We start from the raw sequence: 16,855 nt of genomic DNA on the forward strand, positions 1-16,855 counted from the left end.
AATTTTCACGATGCTTACTGGGGTATACGTAATTTGTTCCTTCGGTTACTCGTCTCATATCAAGCGCGGACATGTGCTATATAACGCCAGCGTATTAAAAAATAATAGACGACTTGAATAAATGTAAAACCAACTAATACTAAAATCATTTCACTCAAAATGGATACTTCCGCTAAATTGCTCCAAATGACTTGCAGGGATAAAAACGAGAATGCACTATGTAGCATTGCTATTCCCCAAGGGAGGAAAAACTGAGGAACAAGTTGACGATTGACGATTTTAATAATTTCCTGTTCTGTTAAACCCATTCTTTTCAAGACATCGAATTGGCGTTTATCCCTCTCCAATCCTGTATATAGTTTGAAGTAGACAAAGCTTCCAGCAGCCAATAATAAAACGGCCGCAACCATTAACCCGGTAAACAATAACAATGAAAATGTTGCCCGTATCACACTGTAGTTCAATCCCGGATTTTCAAAGTAAAATGGCAGAGTGGTAAAACCTCCGTCATAAATTGCGTCCGTCACTTGAGAATCTATATCCAGTCCGATTGATTTTGTACGTTCCCACTCAGCTACATGAAAAGCAAAGAATTTATACGAGGAGTCCATCAGTGACCTTCCGGAAAACGGTTCGTTAATTAATTGATAGTCTGAATCACTGACTACAACAATGTTTGATCCAATAATCATGGAAGGAAATAACATCTTCGGATACACACCACGAATTTTGATTGGGACATTGCTCTCTTCCAAAACAGTTTGAATTTCTTTACTTTTTAAAGTGCTAATTGAATCCTCAGAGTATGGAATGAACATTGCTTCTCCAGGGGGCAATTCAATCAATGGCAATCCGAGCGCAAGCGCTAAACTATTTACATCCGACATTCTTAAAATATCGACCGAATTCTGTGAAAAGGACGATGTTTGCTGTTTGATTAAAAATGGAACAAGTGTATAGGACAAGCCTTGCTCTTCGAGTTCATTGCGTAATAATGAAATGTGATCTGACTCATACGGATTGGACATTTCACTGGAATAAATGAGTGACAGCGGGTTTATTTCACGAAATTGTCCTGTATAAGAAGACAGTGATGTCAACGTTCCAACTGATAAAAAGGCAACTGTTGAAACGATTGTAACGATAAAATACATTCTTGCATTTTCACGCAGTTTCACCGCCACTTCCGAAATAGCGATCAAACGATATGGATGCCAGTAAAGTGATTTACGTTTTCGTACTTGATGAAGTAAAAATAATACACTATGTGTAAAAAAGAAGTACGTCCCGAGTGCAGCAAGCGGAGGTAAAACAATGGATAATGCCAGTACCACGTTCATCGATGTAAACGCAGCCGCTCCGTAGGCAAACAATAACATGGCGATCCCAAGTATTGCTTTCACTGTTGAATAGCTTTGTAGTTCATCGGTCTTCCAATAGCCACGTATCAATTCAATTATCTTTTGCTCTCGTATGAACACGACGCTCGTCATTGCGATGATGACAAAAAGACTGAAAAACGCTCCCATTGTCAGGGCAAAAGGTTTAGCCGATACATATAGAGGCAAGCTTTCCAACTGCAGCAATTCTCGAACGATCATAAAAAAGAATTTCGAAAAAGCATAGCCAAAAAAGATTCCTGTTGCGACTGAGACCGCACCAATCAACATCGTTTCAAGGAAGATCAATTTATTCAATTGCTTCTTCTCCATACCAAGCTGAAGCAGCAGTCCGAACTCTTTCGAACGGGCTTGTAAAAAAGCACTCATTGAATAGAACAAGAAAAACAGTGTAAATATGTACAAGATAATTTCAGCTACTATCATCCCGGAGGCCGCGAATTCCCTTAAAAACTCATCTTCGATTTTCGGATGAAACAATAACATAGAATACATGAAGAAGACCATCACTGAAAACATACTCGCCATAAAAAATGCGGCATAGATTCGACGATTCCGAACGACATTACGATAGGCGAATTGTCGAAAGGTCATTGACATTGCCTCCTAGCAAAGACAGCACGTTTAAAATACGTTGGAAAAAAGTTTGTCTTCGATCATCACTATAAATTTCATTGAAAAACTCGCCGTCTTTAATAAAAATGACACGGTCGCAATAACTTGCCGCTATCGGATCATGTGTAACCATCAGGATTGTCGTCTTTTGCTCCTGATTGACTCTTGCCAAAAGCTCTAGTACATCCTTGGATGCCTTTGAATCCAAGTTCCCGGTCGGCTCATCCGCTAATATGAAAGCGGGCTGATGAATAAGCGCCCTTCCTATTGCCGTCCTTTGTGCTTGACCGCCAGATATTTCATTCGGTCTCTTTTCAAGAATTTGTTCCAAGTCCAGTTTCTTCGCTAAATCAGCTATACGTTTTTTCATTTCATCGAGTGGAAGTCCATCCAGTGTTAAGGGGAGAACCAAGTTTTCTTCTACAGTAAGCATCTGCAATAAGTTAAAGTCCTGAAAGACAAAACCGAGCTGTCTTCGCCGAAAAAGAGCGAGCTCGGTTTTCGTCATTTCTTCCGGACGCAATCCATCAATCGTGATGGTACCTGATGTGGCCGAATCAATTGTTGAAATGAGATTAAGCAATGTCGTTTTCCCGCTTCCGGAAGGACCCATAACAGCCACAAACTCACCTTTTCCCACTTCAAAACTTAACTGATTAATTGCACGATGTGTCACTTTCCCCTCGTACACTTTCGTCACTTCGTCCATTTTCAATATGCTCATCTTCTGTCTCACCTCGCTTTGTACCTTCATGGTTATGGAATAAAACCGAGACTATCGTGCCTTTTCCTTGCTCAGACACTACACTCATTTCATGACCTAGTTTTCCACAGATCTCATTGGCTAAATACAAGCCCATTCCAGTACTTTCCCCTGTTTTTCGGCCATTTTCTCCAGTGAAGAAGGCTTTCATCACACGCGGAAGATCGGTTGATGGAATACCGATTCCTTCATCCTGAACTTTCAGCAATACTTGTCCTTCCAGGCAGTCTACTTGGATATGTACTTTCTTGCCTTCTTCAAACGTGTATTTCACTGCATTCGTAATAAACTGGCCAATCACAAACTTCATCCATTTTGCATCAGTCGGTACGATATATTTTTCGTCAATTGAAATCACCGGGTACACATGATGGGTAATGAACAAGCGTTTATGTTCCGACACTACTTCAGAAACCAATGTCTTTAGATGTACTTGTTCAATTTGCATATCCTGTTCAAACGTATCGAGCCTGGCATTCATCAACACTGAATCAAGTCCACGCTTCAAACGGTCAATTTCTTCCTGCATACTTCTCTTGTCGACATTTCCATCTTCCTGCAAGAGCAATTCCACGACAGATAACGGTGTTTTCATTTGATGAACCCATTGATTCATGAATTGAAGATGACGATGCTGATTGGCATAAAGTGCCTGCACTTCATTTTGATACAGCTTATATAAACCTTGTAAATACTCTTCTACCTGTAATTGTTCTGGTGATTTCCCATCACGTTGCAATGCTGCTTCCATTTGTTTTGGTGATGACAATAGTTTTTGATAAAACGCATACCGTTTCACAAAGCGTCCAAATAAAAAAGATAAAATTAATAAGGTGCTAATGACAACGGAATAGATAGCTGTATCTGCATTTCGGAAGCCGTCGAGCCAATAAAGCAACATAATAAAGAGCACCATAATTAATTGAAAGACCAAGTAGGCAGCGTGCTCTTTCACAAACAGTCTTAATTTCATGATGACTCCTCCGCACTTAGTACGAAGCGATAGCCTGCCCCCCGGACGGTTTCAATAGTTGAAGAGATTCCGTAATCCTGTAACTTCTTACGCACACGCGTCATATTGACGTTCAGTGTGTTTTCATCAACAAAAGCCTGATCATCCCAAAGTTCTTCGAGCAATTGCTCACGTGTGACTACTTTTGGTACATGGGTCATTAATAGCTCTAGAATGGTGCACTCCCTCTTTTGAAGTGGAATTTCTTGCGAGCCGGTATGAAGCTCCATTCGCTCCAGATACAAACACAGTTTCCCTAGCTTAATCGTACGTTCTTCCTGTTTCGCTGCGTACTCACCATATGTTCTACGTAAATGACTTCTTATTTTGGCTAGGACGATTTCATAATGGAAAGGTTTCGTGATGAAATCATCCCCTCCATTTTCAAGCGCAAATACTTGGTCCATATCCCCTGACCGTGCTGAAATAAATATAATCGGGCACGTTGTCTTCGTACGGAACTGACGACACCAATAGTATCCGTCATAAGAAGGTAAATTAATATCTAGCAAAATGAGGTGCGGATCAAATGCTTCAAATTCTTCCAAGATCAAATCGAAGTCTTGAACCGTTTGCACTTCATAATGATATTTACGTAACGTATCAGCAAGCAGTGAGGCGATTTTTCGATCATCTTCCACGATATATATACGATGTGTTGACATCTAATCCTCCCCCTAATCTGTTTTTCTTAATTGTACTTAAGAACAGCTCTAAGTGCTACTCTATGTAAATTGTTCCGATGGAAGAGAGATTCGAACATTGGAGCTGCTCCAGGTAGACAGAATTGCTTTCCAGGTAGACAGTTTGGTGTTCCAGGTAGACAGAACCACGTTTCAGGTTGCACAAAATGAAAATAGACGAGCATTGGACTATCACATAACCACAAAAAAGCCTGACCGAAGTCAGGCTACATAATCACTATTAATAAATCAACTGAAGGAATTGTTCTTTTGTGATTCCACCAAGGTATGTCGAGATTTCCATATCACCAAGTGCGACAGATATCGCTGACTTATCGTAAGTTACTCCAATAATACGTTTTTCGATATCCGCTACGTCGCCTACACCGAAGAAATCACCATAGATATTGGCATCTTCAACAACTCCGTTTTTCACTTGCAATCTCACGTCAATTCCACCAGTAGGGAAACGTTCTGAATGGGACATATTGAATGCTGGAGATTTGCCATAATTCCATTCCCAGTTACCATAACGCTCTTTTGATAGGGCTTTAATATTCGCCCAGTCCTCTTCCGTCAATTCAACTGTTTTCACTTCTTCTCCACCAAAAATGGAGTGGAGCAACTTCACACGAAACTCTTCGATTGTAATCGGCTTGTCCAAAAACTCCGTAATGTTTGCCACTCGACTGCGAATTGATTTAATTCCTTTTGACTCAATTTTGTCCTTACGTACTTTTAATGCAGAAACCACAGCATCGATTTCAGTATCAAACATTAATGTACCATGGCTGAACATACGGCCTTTTGTAGTAAATTGTGCATTTCCGGAAATTTTACGCCCATCAGCTAAAATATCATTGCGTCCAGATAATTCTGCGTCAACTCCCATTTCTTTTAATGCATCGACAATTGGTTGCGTAAATTTCTTGAAGTTTCTGAAGCTATCGCCGTCATCTTTCGTGATGAAACTGAAGTTCAAATTACCAAGATCATGATAAACAGCTCCACCGCCTGAAAGTCTGCGTACTACGTGAACTCCATTAATGTCTACATAGTCCGTATCGATTTCTTCAATCGTGTTTTGGTTCTTTCCGATAATAATGGCTGGTTCATTGATATAGAACAGAAAGAAAGAATCTTTATCAACGTCCATTGTTTTAAGTGCATATTCTTCAATCGCCAAATTTATGCGAGGATCTGTAATTCCTTTGTTATCAATAAAATACATGAGGGTATCGCTCCTTTTAAATGTTATTCATATTATATAGGAATATCCGCCGTTTGTGTTGACATTCGATTGACTGTTATAATACAATACTATAAATAATAACAGTACTAGTACAGAGAAGAAAAGGAGGTCATCGATATGATCGAAAATGTAGTGGAGTTTTTCAAGAACCTTCCCCCTAAACAATGTGCCCAATGTGGAGAAAAAATTGAAGAACAGCATGAGTGCTACGGCAATACATGCGATAAATGTAATACTATTTAATTAACAAAATAGCCGTTCAGGATTTCCTTCCTGAACGGCTGTTTTTTTATGCTGCCTGGACTTTTGAATATCGTCGCTTAAACATAATGACAAAATAAGTCATTGTGCAGGCAATGGCTACCATAAAGAATGCCAACAATATTCCGATATTCCACTGAATAAAAGCAACGTCTGTTGATGAAATCGCTGCTTTAAAGCCTTGTACAGAATAGGTCATCGGCAACCATTGGTTAAATATTTGCAATGGTTTTGGAATTAATTCAAGTGGGAAGGTTCCAGCACTTGTCGTCAATTGTAAAATCAAAATAATGATTGCGACAAATCTTCCGCTGTCACCAAGAACCGAAACGAGCAATTGAACGATGGCTAAGTAAGTGAAACTTGTCATAATGGCCGTCGCAATAAACCACCCGAGATTGACTGGTTCCAGTCCTAATCCGAATAATAAAATGGCCACAGCAATCAATGCTTGAACAACACCGACGATTCCGAGAACGGTCATCTTACTCGTTGCCCATGCAAAACCACTAGTTGGTGTGATCGCTGTTTGTACTAGTGGGAAAACAATTGAAATTAATAATGCCCCAACAAATAATCCAAGTGACAAGAAGTACGGTGCAAACCCTGTTCCATAGTTCGGAACATGATTGACAGCTGATTTCGATACACCTACAGGAGAAGAAGCCATATCAATTGTATCGTCGTTAGCATCAACTTCACTTGCTTCAGCTGAAGCTGCTGCTAATTTCCCCTGTAAAGTAGACGTTCCTTCTGCTAGTTTCACTGTCCCATCAACGAGCTGCGTGGATCCAGCTGCAAGTTCTCCAGATTTTGACGCAAGTTGGGATGTACCTGAAGTTAACTTGTTTGAACCTTGAACGAGTTGTTGCAACCCGCTTGATAATTCTTTACTGCCAGTCGAGGCACTTGTGAGACCATTTTTCAAATCCCCCAACTTAGTCGAAATGGTGTCAGTTCCGGTTGCTATAGATGTAGCCCCTGTATTCAAAGCCTCTGAGGATTGAGTTAAGGTAGACAATCCTTTCGCAAGTTCTTGATGACCTGCGGCTAAATTCTCTGCGCCAGATGCAGCTTGACTCATGCCGCCGCTTAGCTGTTCGGTTCCACCTTGTAACTCCCCTAAACCTTGAGAAACCTGTGAACTTCCTTGTTTAAGTTGTTCGAGTGCCGCTTTCAAAGCAGTTTGTTGCTCTGCAGGGAGCGATGAGAGAATCGGAGCCATTTGATCCGATAAAGACTCCAAACCAGCGGTAACTTGAGTAGACCCTCCTGCCAATTTACCAACTGATTGATTCGTCATGGTTGCACCTTGTTGAAGTTGTCTCATCGCTTCTACAAGGTGCTGTTCATTTTCATTAGCCTTCTTTAGTCCAGTTGATACTTTTGCAACACCTTGCGTATAAGAAGCAACGCCGTTTTGCAATTGACCCGCTCCATCTGCTGCTTTGCCAGCACCTTGTTGTAACTGACTAGCTCCTTCAGAAAGTTTTCCAAGCCCTGTCTCCAATTCTGTTGCGCCGTTTGAAGCTTTTTCTGTTCCTGAAGCAAGTTCTGTTGACCCATCAGCGAGTTGTACTGATCCACTTGCCAATTGTTCCAGATATCCTTGCAAATCCGTCGCTCCGGAAGAAAGCTTATCTGCTCCATCCGATAATTTCTCAGCTCCGTCGGCTGCCTCTCCGTAACCAGTACCCATTTTGGTAATGGATGCAAAAAGCTTTTCGGAATAGCTCGCTACGACTTGTTTATTTACTTCTGCACGAATACGTTCAACTGCTGTATCACCTATTTGTGCTGATAAGAAATTAAACCCTTCGTTCGGTTTGTATTCAATCATTAATTTTTCAGGTTGCTCATCAAGGAGTGTTGTTGCATGTTGAGAAAAATTCGAAGGAATCTCAATCACCATGTAATAGTCTTGATTTTTTAGAGCTTCTTCACCCTGTTTTTTTGAAACTTCCACAAAATGAAATTGTTGACTATCTACCAGTTTCTCCGTGACATCCTTCCCAACCGTTATGTGTTCCCCATCAAGTTCAGCTCCAGCGTCTTCATTTACAATCGCTACAGGAAGCTCATTTAATTGTTCATAAGGATCCCAAAACGCCCATAAAAACATGCCCGCATATAATACTGGAATAAATAAAACAGCAAGAATCGGGATAAGTAGTTTACGATTCTTAACAATGTTTAAAAATTCTTGTTTGATCATCTAATCTCCTCCTAATACTTATTGACCGAAATGTTCATTCAGTCATTTCGTTCCAAAAAAAGAGTCTCAAGTAATGAGACTTCGAAATATTGTATCGCGAAACACACCTACGATTTTCTCTTCTGGCAGTGCTTGTTCATGCGTAATTTGCCAATCCACAGCAAAAGCCATATATGCTTTAAAAATTAGATAGGCTACCAATTCGACATCTACATCTCTTATTTCCTTATTGGAAATCGCTCGCTCGATATGTTCTGCAATATAGCGGACAATTTCTTGCTCGACTTTCACAAGAACAGCTTGGACGATTGGCGTTTGCATCTCTTTTTCTTCAGCTATCAACTTTGAAAGTAAAGCATGTCTTTCTCTGAATTCCAGCATTTTCATCAGAACGAGATGTGCATTTTGCTGAAAAGAGCAATGATTAGAAATGATGGCATCTTTCTCTGCTTTCATTTCATTAATCATCGTAAACACGATTTCGTGAAACAGTTCTTCTTTATTTGAAAAAAACGTATAGATCGTCCCTTTTCCGACGTTTGCCAGCTTCGCTACTTGATCCATTGTCGTCGCTTTATAACCAAATAAAGAAAATGATTTAGTTGCTGCATCTAAAATTTCGTGTCTTCGATCCAATATATTCACCTCATTCAATAAAAATGACCAAAAAACCAAATCGGTCATTTAGTCATCATCTTATACTAATTCTTTGGATTTTACAAGCTGCTCTTCAAAAAATCATAAATTTTCTATAAATCTTAAAATATAATAAGAAGATATAATTGCTAAAACAGTTGCGATGATGGAGCGAATGAACAGACTCATAATGCCGTCAGCTCCAATTGGATAAAAGATCATGATCTTCAACAGAAAATCAAATCCATAAATTAAAATGATGAAAATCATAAATTTCATGATGGTATACATCGTTTTTCCCACCTTCTCGTACAATTTCTGTTGAATTTACTATACACTAAACGACAAAAAAGAGCCTGAGAAAACAAGCTCTTTAATTCCTACTATATTTTCTTGAAAAACTAAGTCTATTAATGTCTTTTTAATCTAAAAAACCACCTATTGTTAATAGGTCTTTCACTTCTGTCTTATTGAGTAATTTTCTAGTGGTATCGGTGAGTATAGAAGGCAGTTGCCCACTAAGTTTCTTTGAGATAGTTGGGGAAATAATGATTAAGTCTTTGTCATACACCTTTGCAATTTCTTCCTCATTCTTCCCAATCAATACTTCATGAATTTTCTCCCCAGGCCTGGCTCCGACTTCTATAATTTTTGTGTCTTCATTTCCGTAGCGCTCAATTAGCACTTCCGCCAAATCAAGAATTTTGCAAGCATCCATGTGCATGACATAAATTTCTCCACCATTTCCTAATTCAGATGCTTTTAAAAGAGTCTCAATTGCACTTTGCGGTGTAACGAAGTAGCGGGTCATTTTCTTGTCCGTGATGAGTACGTGATTTTTTTCTTTAATTTGTTGTTTGAATAGTGGGATAACACTTCCACTGCTCCCTAGGACATTCCCTCCTCTAACACAGATGAACTTCGTTGCTGAATCCTTCTGATTTGCGTGTATGATCAACTTCTCTCCAAGTGCCTTTGTCATCCCATATGAATTGACTGGGTCTGCAGCTTTATCAGTTGAAACATAAATTACTTTCCTTACATTGTTTTCGATTGAAGCCTCGATTACATTTTGGGTTCCGATAATATTTGTTTTAATTGATTCCAATGGATGGTCTTCACATATTGGAACATGCTTCAATGCAGCTAGATGAAATACGATATCTGTACTCTTGCATGCGGTTGATAGAGCCTCCCTATCTCTAATATCCCCTATGCAAAAGTTTAATCTCGAATCCTCGAATTCTCTCCTCATTAATACTTGGCTATTCTCATTTCTTGAAAAAACAATGATTTTCCTAGGATTGTATCTCAATAGTTGTCTGATTAATTCCATGCCCCATGAGCCTGTCCCTCCCGTCACTAGTATCGTTGAATTAGTGTACAATTAATTTTCCTCCTGTTTGATTTAAACATTTTTCCTTTATGCCTCTTCAGGCTTATTTTGATTTAATTTTATTCCTTCTAACACATGCGACCAAAGTGCATGGTTGCCTTCCCACTTATCCACATTAGGGAACTCAAGTGCACAAACTTTTTCTAATGGCCAATTTTTTTCTACGATCCCACTCACGTCTGTATGATTAATTAGGAGTATATTGAAATCGTGTTTGACCAATTTTTGAAGGACATTTTGCAATTCCACTACATCTTCAAATGTACCTTCTGTGCGAACAAATAAAATTTTCTTCGCATTGTTCATTTCCGCCAAAAATCTTCTGATTCTCCGGTTATATTTCACCATCACATCAGCATATCCATCCAAGCTTTCCAAAGTATTATTCGTAACATGAAAATCATGGTTGGATACTATTTGATAGCCATCGTCAGAAACACATATACACTTATCTGCATAGCCCAGCACCCTTAAATTTTCAAATTCCAGGAATGCAATGAAACGATTCTTCAGAAGTTGGTTCACCTTCGATAATTTTGGACTCCCCACCCAATCTAACACACCAGAATAAGGTCTCAGTTTGTGCTTTTTCAGTTGAATGGACGTTAAACAAAGATCTCCCAAACTAAAGATCGCATCATAGTTCCCTTTAATATCGTCAATATTCATTTTTTCACCTCCAATAATTACAAGTTGCAACCAATTAATTTGTCTAGTTCCTTCAATCATTCTAGTAAAATTCTTTTTTTAGAAGGAGGAATTCTATCTTATTTATTACTTGCTTAATATCAAATGCATTTACTTGGAATTCGACAGAGATAAATTACTTATATAGCAAAAATATTTAAAGTCTTTGCTTAGTATTTTAGTTAGAAAAACGGGGATCTCACTTATGATCCCCCTTTTCTTTATGCGTTACTTCCGCTCACTACGTAATCCGTTCCTACTTTTGTAAAAGTGATAATATTATTCGTATTGAGTAAGTCATCTAACTCTGTGCCAACTGCTGTTGTAAACTGCACTTTGCTATAAAGATCCCCTTCAAAAATCGTAAACAATACAAATCCATTTAGGAATTCATTTGTTTCATCCCCATATTCTACGAGTAATGATTCTTGTGGGTTAAGAGTAAATGATTCTGATCCATCTTGATTGACGGGATCAGCTCCTTGGCGAATGAAAATTGTGATGATTAACGTTGCCATACTATTGTTTACAAATGTTTTCTCAGCCATATATTTCCCCCCTCTCAATTATCAGATATACCAATCTATTCTATTAACATAGATTGATATAGGCGTCTTTAATAGGATTTGATATTTTATCAATATTTTTTATAGAGGAAAAAAACTCGGTGAAAATCGAGCATTAGAAAACCAAAAAAAGACCAGAAGTATCAGACCCAATTGGGCTGTGGCTTCTGGTCTACCTAAGAAATTTTTATCGAATTAATTAGATGTAATTACAGGGTTGAAATTGATCACTTCTACTATGATTGGACTTCCTTTGAGTATTTCAGATCCTTCTGGGACTGAAAGCAGTAAAGACCCTATTCCCTCTTCCCCCGCAGTGTATGCAAAGTTATCGTCCATTTGGAGCGCACCATTTATATACACATTGAAATAGCTATTATTCAAATTTAGCGTTGGAAGTTCTTGTACCACTTCCCCGCCATCGTCCCAAAATTGGGAAGCATCGATTTTGTGCGTACTATTTTCACTGATCACTTCAGGTACTACATGAAATAATCGTGTAACGGTTGGAAGGATTGATATTTTTTGATTTGGCGTCTCAGCAAGCTTAATAATTTTTAATGACAATATTTTTCCTCCTTTATCTTTCACTAAACAACATATGTCTGTCTGAAACAACGAGTTAGTACAGGACAAGTTGATTTTTCAAAATAGGAAAATATACCCCCTCATACACACATTCATCCAAAATCGTATACATTAGTTTAAAATCCTATTATTTTCATGCTTTCAATTCAATTGAAACAGGGGGGGTAGAATGAACAATCAACCGTTTGTTCCATTTAAAACCACTGCTTATTTTCCAAAATCACCTAAAAATGCAAAAGCACCATACAGTCAACCATTGTTCTTTAAAAGCCCAAAAAAAGTAATCACCAATGAATTTTTCACTATTTCTGATGGGAGTAAACGCGTTTTCAAAGAGGAGGATGGATTAAAGGAATATGGACGACAAAAAATATGGAGTCCATCGATGGTATCCTATATAAACTTATTTATTAACGGGGTTCTGCAACCCAAAGTGAATTATGAAATAGAAGAAGGAAAATTGCGCCTATTAACAGATGATATTCCTATTGAAGGTACACCGATTATACTTCAGATGATTGCATACTATTGAATCCTTTCTCTTCTTGTCTAACACGTGCAGCCAGTTGCCTACACCATTTTATTTTTCAGAAATACACTTTATCTATGCGACTTATTCAGGAGGATGAAAGATTTGAAAATATTGCTTGCGACGTATTGGCCAATTCCACATTTAGGTGGAGTCTGGAATTACATGGAACAACTTAAAAAGAAGCTTGAACAAATGGGACATGAAGTAGATCTGATGGGATACGATGAAGCGAATACGGATATCCATATGGTGAACAATCATCGTAAAATAGAAAGGGAAAAAATACTTCCCTTATTGAAAGCAAAAATGAATCCAAACAACTATCCGGCGATCTATGCCAATAAACTTGTGGAGTATACGGAGTTCCAACGTTATGTTTTCGAACTTGGCGCAGCCTATCTAGGTTTAGAAAAATACGATATCATCCATACCCAAGACGTTCTCTCCACTACCTGCATGCACCGCGTAAAACCACCCACCACTCCATTAATCGCCACCCTTCACGGTTCTGTAGCTCATGAAATCCGTCATCAGTTGACTACTATCCACAAATCAGCCAATTCATATATTGCGAGGGCATATTATGATGAATTAGAGAAAATCGGTGCTTCATCCGCTGACATTACCATTGTCGCTAACAATTGGTTGAAAGATATTTTAACTAGTGAATTTGAAGTACCAAACGAACAAGTAAAAGTTCTTCATTATGGTTTTGATACAGAGAATTTCGTCAAGAAAATGAAAAAGAAATCCCCCATTATTAAACCCAAAGATAAAAAGGTCATTATCTTTTCAGGTAGATTGACAGAGCTTAAAGGTGTCCATCATTTGTTAGAAGCATTAAGTAAACTGAAAAAAACTCGACAGGACTGGGTCTGCTGGATTATTGGTTCAGGTGACCAGCTTCCTGAGTTACGTATACAAAGTAAAGTATTGGAATTAGGCGATGATGTCCTATTCTTTGGTAAGCGAGATGACGTACCATATTTGCTTTCGCTTTCCGATATTTATGTCCTTCCGACCCTGCTTGAAAACCAGCCTTTATCTTTAATTGAAGCGCAGATTGCCGGTAAGGCTTGCGTTGTCAGTGAAGTAGGCGGGCTCCCAGAAATGGTTAAACATAAGGTTACGGGAATATTGACGCCTCCTGGTAATTCAGATATTCTTGCCGAACAGTTAGAAGCTCTTTTGAAAGATGACTGTTTGCGAAAAAATCTCGGAGTAAATGCAAAAAAATGGGGAATGACACATTGGTCCAATGAACAAGGTGTTAAAAATCTATTGAAAGTTTATAACGAAGTCATCGCAAACAGAGAGAATGGGATTTAAATGACTCGAATAATTGACTACTTTAAATACCTTCTTCTGTCCTGGCTTTCAAAAGGAAAGACACTTTGGAATTCAATATTGATGTATGTCATATCAAAAGTTAAGCCAGAAGAACCCGAGAATCCGACTTATGTAAACGCTGAAAAATACCAATCCATGTTTGAAGATTCCTATTCAATAGATGATGTACAGGTATTGGAACAAATTTGGAACCGAATCCACTCTTCCGTTCCTACTAGTTTTAAACTCCCCCATGAAGAAAGTATAAAACGATTGCATTCTATGCGTTCTGACAACTTTGATTCGTTGTTTGCCAAACCAAGCTCATTTCCCGAGCTATTTGTCGACCCTTCTATTTGGAACCGTATTTCACATTCCTTACCGTCTGAATATGTTTTACCACACCCATCGTTTGAAAATATCACGAAACCGATGAGAGGCACCTTTTATGACCAACTATTTTCAAGATTATCTACCACTGATCCGAATATCTTTGTGGATAATAGAGTTTGGGAACCCATAACTAGCAGGCTACCTAGAGGATATTCCTTGCCTGATCCGAACGCAGACACCATCTTTAATGCCGTCGAACACAACACATTCCATCCAATGATGCCAAGAGAAAGATTGAACCAGGAACTAACAGATGTAGAAATCCAAGAGAAAATTATCAATTCTTTACCAAAAAATTATTCAATCCCCAACTTCTCTTTCTTTGGCCACACTAAAGATTCAAATCATCGTTGAACAAAAGACAAAATCCCGAAAAAACTTGCCTCGAAGCAAGTTTTTTTGTTGTTAATATGGATGAGACTTCTATGCAACCTAAACCCGCTTTCTAATGGTCTATCAACCAATAAGTGTGTTTTATATGGAATGATATGGATGCCTAATCTCTCAATTACCTGCCGACATATAATATGGAAAACAAAAGGATGTATGTCAAATGAAATTTGTTGTCACAGGAGGAGCGGGATTTATCGGCTCCCATTTGGTTGATGCTCTTATTTTGTCTGGTGCAGAGGTTCATATTTTGGATAATCTTGTATCTGGACAGTTGGAGAATGTAAACAAGAAAGCAGAGCTGCATATAGTAGACATTTGCAGTGCAGAAGCAAAGAATATTATTTTGGGTATTAAACCTGATGCTGTATTTCATTTAGCAGCGCAAGCGGATGTCGGTAAGTCGGTTCAAGATCCCCAATATGATGCAGATATTAATATAAAAGGGACAATCAATATTTTGGAGGCCTGTCGAGACTCCAAAGTAAAGAAGTTCATTTTCGCTTCTACATCTGCAGTATATGGGAACTTAAGCAGAGATCTTCTTACTGAAGATGAAGCAACGAATCCAGCTTCCTATTACGGTTTATCCAAGTTGACTGCCGAAGGCTACATAAGGCTTTTTTACGAGCTTTATAGACTTCCTTTTACAATTCTTCGATATGCAAATGTTTTTGGACCTAGGCAACTACCCAAAGGTGAAGGTGGTGTGATTGCTGTCTTCTTAAATCGAATGAGAGAAGGTAAATCTTTAAGCGTACATGGCGATGGTGAACAAACGAGGGATTTTATTTATGTCTCGGATATTGTTGCTGCGAATCTCGCCGCATTAAATGGAGGTTCACAAGAAACAATTCAAGTAAGCACCTCAAAAAAATACTCCATAAATGAATTATTAAAGCTACTAGCAGAAATAAATGGTCACAGTATTCAAACAATTCATACGGCTTCTAGAGAAGGGGATATTAAGCATAGTTGTCTATGCAATAAAAAAGCACAACAAATACTAGGGTGGCAACCCCTGGTGAATATACAAGATGGAATGATTGATACGTATGATTATTATCAATCGCATTGACTATTTTGCAATTCGTTGCTCTTCTAACTCTCTTTTGAAATGGAGAGGAGCATCTGATGCCTAATAAGGAGGAAAAAAACCATCTCCATTTGAATTCTGAAACTCCAAAAAATCCAAAAATCTTAATTACCGGTGCAAATGGATTTACAGGAAGACACGCGTGTAAATACTTTATGGATGCAAACTATCATGTAATTGCTGTTACCAGAAAAGCAACTGATCAAATCTCTGATCGTTTAATAAGCTACGAACATTGCGAGCTTACAGATAAACAGGCTGTTATTTCGCTCATACAAAGGACTAAACCAGACTTTCTTCTTCATTTGGCTGGGCAGAATCATGTGGAAAAGTCTTGGAAAGATCCACTTGGTTCACTTGAGGCAAATGTATTGTCAACTGCATATTTATTAGAAGCGTTACGAATTGAGGATGTGCCTTGTAAAATAATTGTTGTGGGATCAACTCTACAATTCAATCCTAATGACCTATCCTCGCTTCATCACCCCTACAGCTTAACGAAAACACTTCAAGCTTTAATTTCCCAATCTTGGGAGAGGCTTTATGGAATGAATGTGATACTGGCCAAACCATCCAATCTTATCGGTCCGGGTGTTTCGACTGGTGTTTGTTCAATATTAGCGAAAAAGGTTATTGATATGGAATTCAATAATGCTGAGAAAAATCTAAACATAAGCAACTTACATGTAAGACGTGATTTTCTGGATGTAAGGGATGCTGTCGTTGCATACGACATATTATTTGAAAAAGGCATTTCCGGAATAGAATATATTATCTCCTCAGGGAAATTTATGTATTTAAAAGACTTGACTGATGCACTCCGTCTTTATTCTAGTGTTGAATTTGGACTTCGGACATTGAATAATCACATTGAAGTGGTTGATCCCCTTAAACCAACTTTAATGAAAAAACTTGGTTGGAAACCTCAAATTACTTTTGAAGAATCTATCAAAGACATTCTATTGTACTATCGCGATCTTGAAAGTGGGTTCTAATCGTGAAATTAGCTCACAATGGACTGATAAATAAAAGCAGGTGGAG

18 protein-coding genes are annotated in these 16,855 nt (G+C 38.4%); 6 read left to right on the plus strand and 12 right to left on the minus strand.

What is annotated here, in order from left to right; genetic code table 11:
• Positions 1 to 59: 59 nt before the first annotated feature.
• From ACQKEV_RS12465 to ACQKEV_RS12485, 5 genes are all read right to left on the minus strand, one after another.
• Positions 60 to 1,994, minus strand: a complete 1,935-nt coding sequence (locus tag ACQKEV_RS12465) for an FtsX-like permease family protein (protein WP_427446540.1) — start codon at positions 1,992 to 1,994, stop codon at positions 60 to 62.
• The gene (locus ACQKEV_RS12470) at positions 1,966 to 2,739 is read right to left on the minus strand and encodes an ABC transporter ATP-binding protein (protein WP_427446542.1); all 774 of its coding nucleotides are present in this window, start codon (positions 2,737 to 2,739) and stop codon (positions 1,966 to 1,968) included. The genes ACQKEV_RS12465 and ACQKEV_RS12470 overlap by 29 nt, the downstream gene beginning before the upstream one ends.
• Entirely contained in the window at positions 2,672 to 3,751 is a 1,080-nt protein-coding gene (locus ACQKEV_RS12475; RefSeq protein ID WP_427446544.1) for a sensor histidine kinase, read from the minus strand. The genes ACQKEV_RS12470 and ACQKEV_RS12475 overlap by 68 nt, the downstream gene beginning before the upstream one ends.
• Positions 3,748 to 4,455: a response regulator transcription factor gene (locus ACQKEV_RS12480; RefSeq protein WP_269927528.1), complete on the minus strand. Its 708-nt coding sequence runs from the start codon at positions 4,453 to 4,455 to the stop codon at positions 3,748 to 3,750. The genes ACQKEV_RS12475 and ACQKEV_RS12480 overlap by 4 nt, the downstream gene beginning before the upstream one ends.
• A gap of 259 nt (positions 4,456 to 4,714) precedes the next feature.
• A complete protein-coding gene (locus ACQKEV_RS12485; RefSeq protein ID WP_427446546.1) occupies positions 4,715 to 5,704 on the minus strand; it encodes a lipoate--protein ligase in 990 nt (329 codons plus the stop codon).
• A gap of 138 nt (positions 5,705 to 5,842) precedes the next feature.
• On the opposite strand from ACQKEV_RS12485, the gene yhfH reads away from it, so the two are divergent.
• Complete coding sequence (yhfH, locus tag ACQKEV_RS12490; protein WP_016429141.1) at positions 5,843 to 5,968, plus strand: protein YhfH; 126 nt, start codon at positions 5,843 to 5,845, stop codon at positions 5,966 to 5,968.
• A 46-nt stretch (positions 5,969 to 6,014) separates the two neighbouring features.
• Here the strand turns inward: yhfH and ACQKEV_RS12495 are convergent, their stop codons facing one another.
• From ACQKEV_RS12495 to ACQKEV_RS12525, 7 genes are all read right to left on the minus strand, one after another.
• Positions 6,015 to 8,201, minus strand: coding sequence for a YhgE/Pip family protein (locus tag ACQKEV_RS12495; protein WP_427446549.1), 2,187 nt, complete (start codon positions 8,199 to 8,201; stop codon positions 6,015 to 6,017).
• Between the two features lie 66 nt (positions 8,202 to 8,267).
• Entirely contained in the window at positions 8,268 to 8,837 is a 570-nt protein-coding gene (locus ACQKEV_RS12500) for a TetR/AcrR family transcriptional regulator (protein ID WP_427446551.1), read from the minus strand.
• A gap of 102 nt (positions 8,838 to 8,939) precedes the next feature.
• Entirely contained in the window at positions 8,940 to 9,128 is a 189-nt protein-coding gene (locus ACQKEV_RS12505) for a hypothetical protein (RefSeq protein ID WP_427446553.1), read from the minus strand.
• 130 nt (positions 9,129 to 9,258) lie between these two features.
• Entirely contained in the window at positions 9,259 to 10,224 is a 966-nt protein-coding gene (locus ACQKEV_RS12510) for a polysaccharide biosynthesis protein (RefSeq protein WP_427446555.1), read from the minus strand.
• Between the two features lie 36 nt (positions 10,225 to 10,260).
• On the minus strand, positions 10,261 to 10,902 hold the full coding sequence (locus ACQKEV_RS12515) for a DUF1796 family putative cysteine peptidase (protein WP_427446557.1): 642 nt from the start codon (positions 10,900 to 10,902) through the stop codon (positions 10,261 to 10,263).
• A gap of 239 nt (positions 10,903 to 11,141) precedes the next feature.
• A complete protein-coding gene (locus ACQKEV_RS12520; protein WP_427446559.1) occupies positions 11,142 to 11,468 on the minus strand; it encodes a hypothetical protein in 327 nt (108 codons plus the stop codon).
• A 213-nt stretch (positions 11,469 to 11,681) separates the two neighbouring features.
• Positions 11,682 to 12,053 carry a DUF4183 domain-containing protein gene (locus ACQKEV_RS12525; protein WP_427446561.1) on the minus strand — a complete coding sequence of 124 codons (372 nt, stop codon included), beginning with the start codon at positions 12,051 to 12,053 and terminating at the stop codon, positions 11,682 to 11,684.
• A gap of 190 nt (positions 12,054 to 12,243) precedes the next feature.
• On the opposite strand from ACQKEV_RS12525, the gene ACQKEV_RS12530 reads away from it, so the two are divergent.
• From ACQKEV_RS12530 to ACQKEV_RS12550, 5 genes are all read left to right on the plus strand, one after another.
• Entirely contained in the window at positions 12,244 to 12,606 is a 363-nt protein-coding gene (locus ACQKEV_RS12530) for a DUF4183 domain-containing protein (protein WP_427446563.1), read from the plus strand.
• 102 nt (positions 12,607 to 12,708) lie between these two features.
• On the plus strand, positions 12,709 to 13,935 hold the full coding sequence (locus ACQKEV_RS12535; protein WP_427446671.1) for a glycosyltransferase family 4 protein: 1,227 nt from the start codon (positions 12,709 to 12,711) through the stop codon (positions 13,933 to 13,935).
• Positions 13,936 to 14,682 (plus strand): hypothetical protein, encoded by a 747-nt coding sequence (locus ACQKEV_RS12540; protein ID WP_427457915.1) that lies wholly within the window; start codon positions 13,936 to 13,938, stop codon positions 14,680 to 14,682.
• A gap of 199 nt (positions 14,683 to 14,881) precedes the next feature.
• Positions 14,882 to 15,796 (plus strand): NAD-dependent epimerase/dehydratase family protein, encoded by a 915-nt coding sequence (locus tag ACQKEV_RS12545; RefSeq protein ID WP_427446567.1) that lies wholly within the window; start codon positions 14,882 to 14,884, stop codon positions 15,794 to 15,796.
• A gap of 56 nt (positions 15,797 to 15,852) precedes the next feature.
• A complete protein-coding gene (locus ACQKEV_RS12550; RefSeq protein WP_427457918.1) occupies positions 15,853 to 16,809 on the plus strand; it encodes an NAD-dependent epimerase/dehydratase family protein in 957 nt (318 codons plus the stop codon).
• The last annotated feature ends 46 nt before the right edge of the window (positions 16,810 to 16,855 follow it).

The sequence above is a fragment of the Paenisporosarcina sp. NPDC076907 genome (genome assembly GCF_050269735.1).
Lineage (GTDB): Bacteria > Bacillota > Bacilli > Bacillales_A > Planococcaceae > Paenisporosarcina.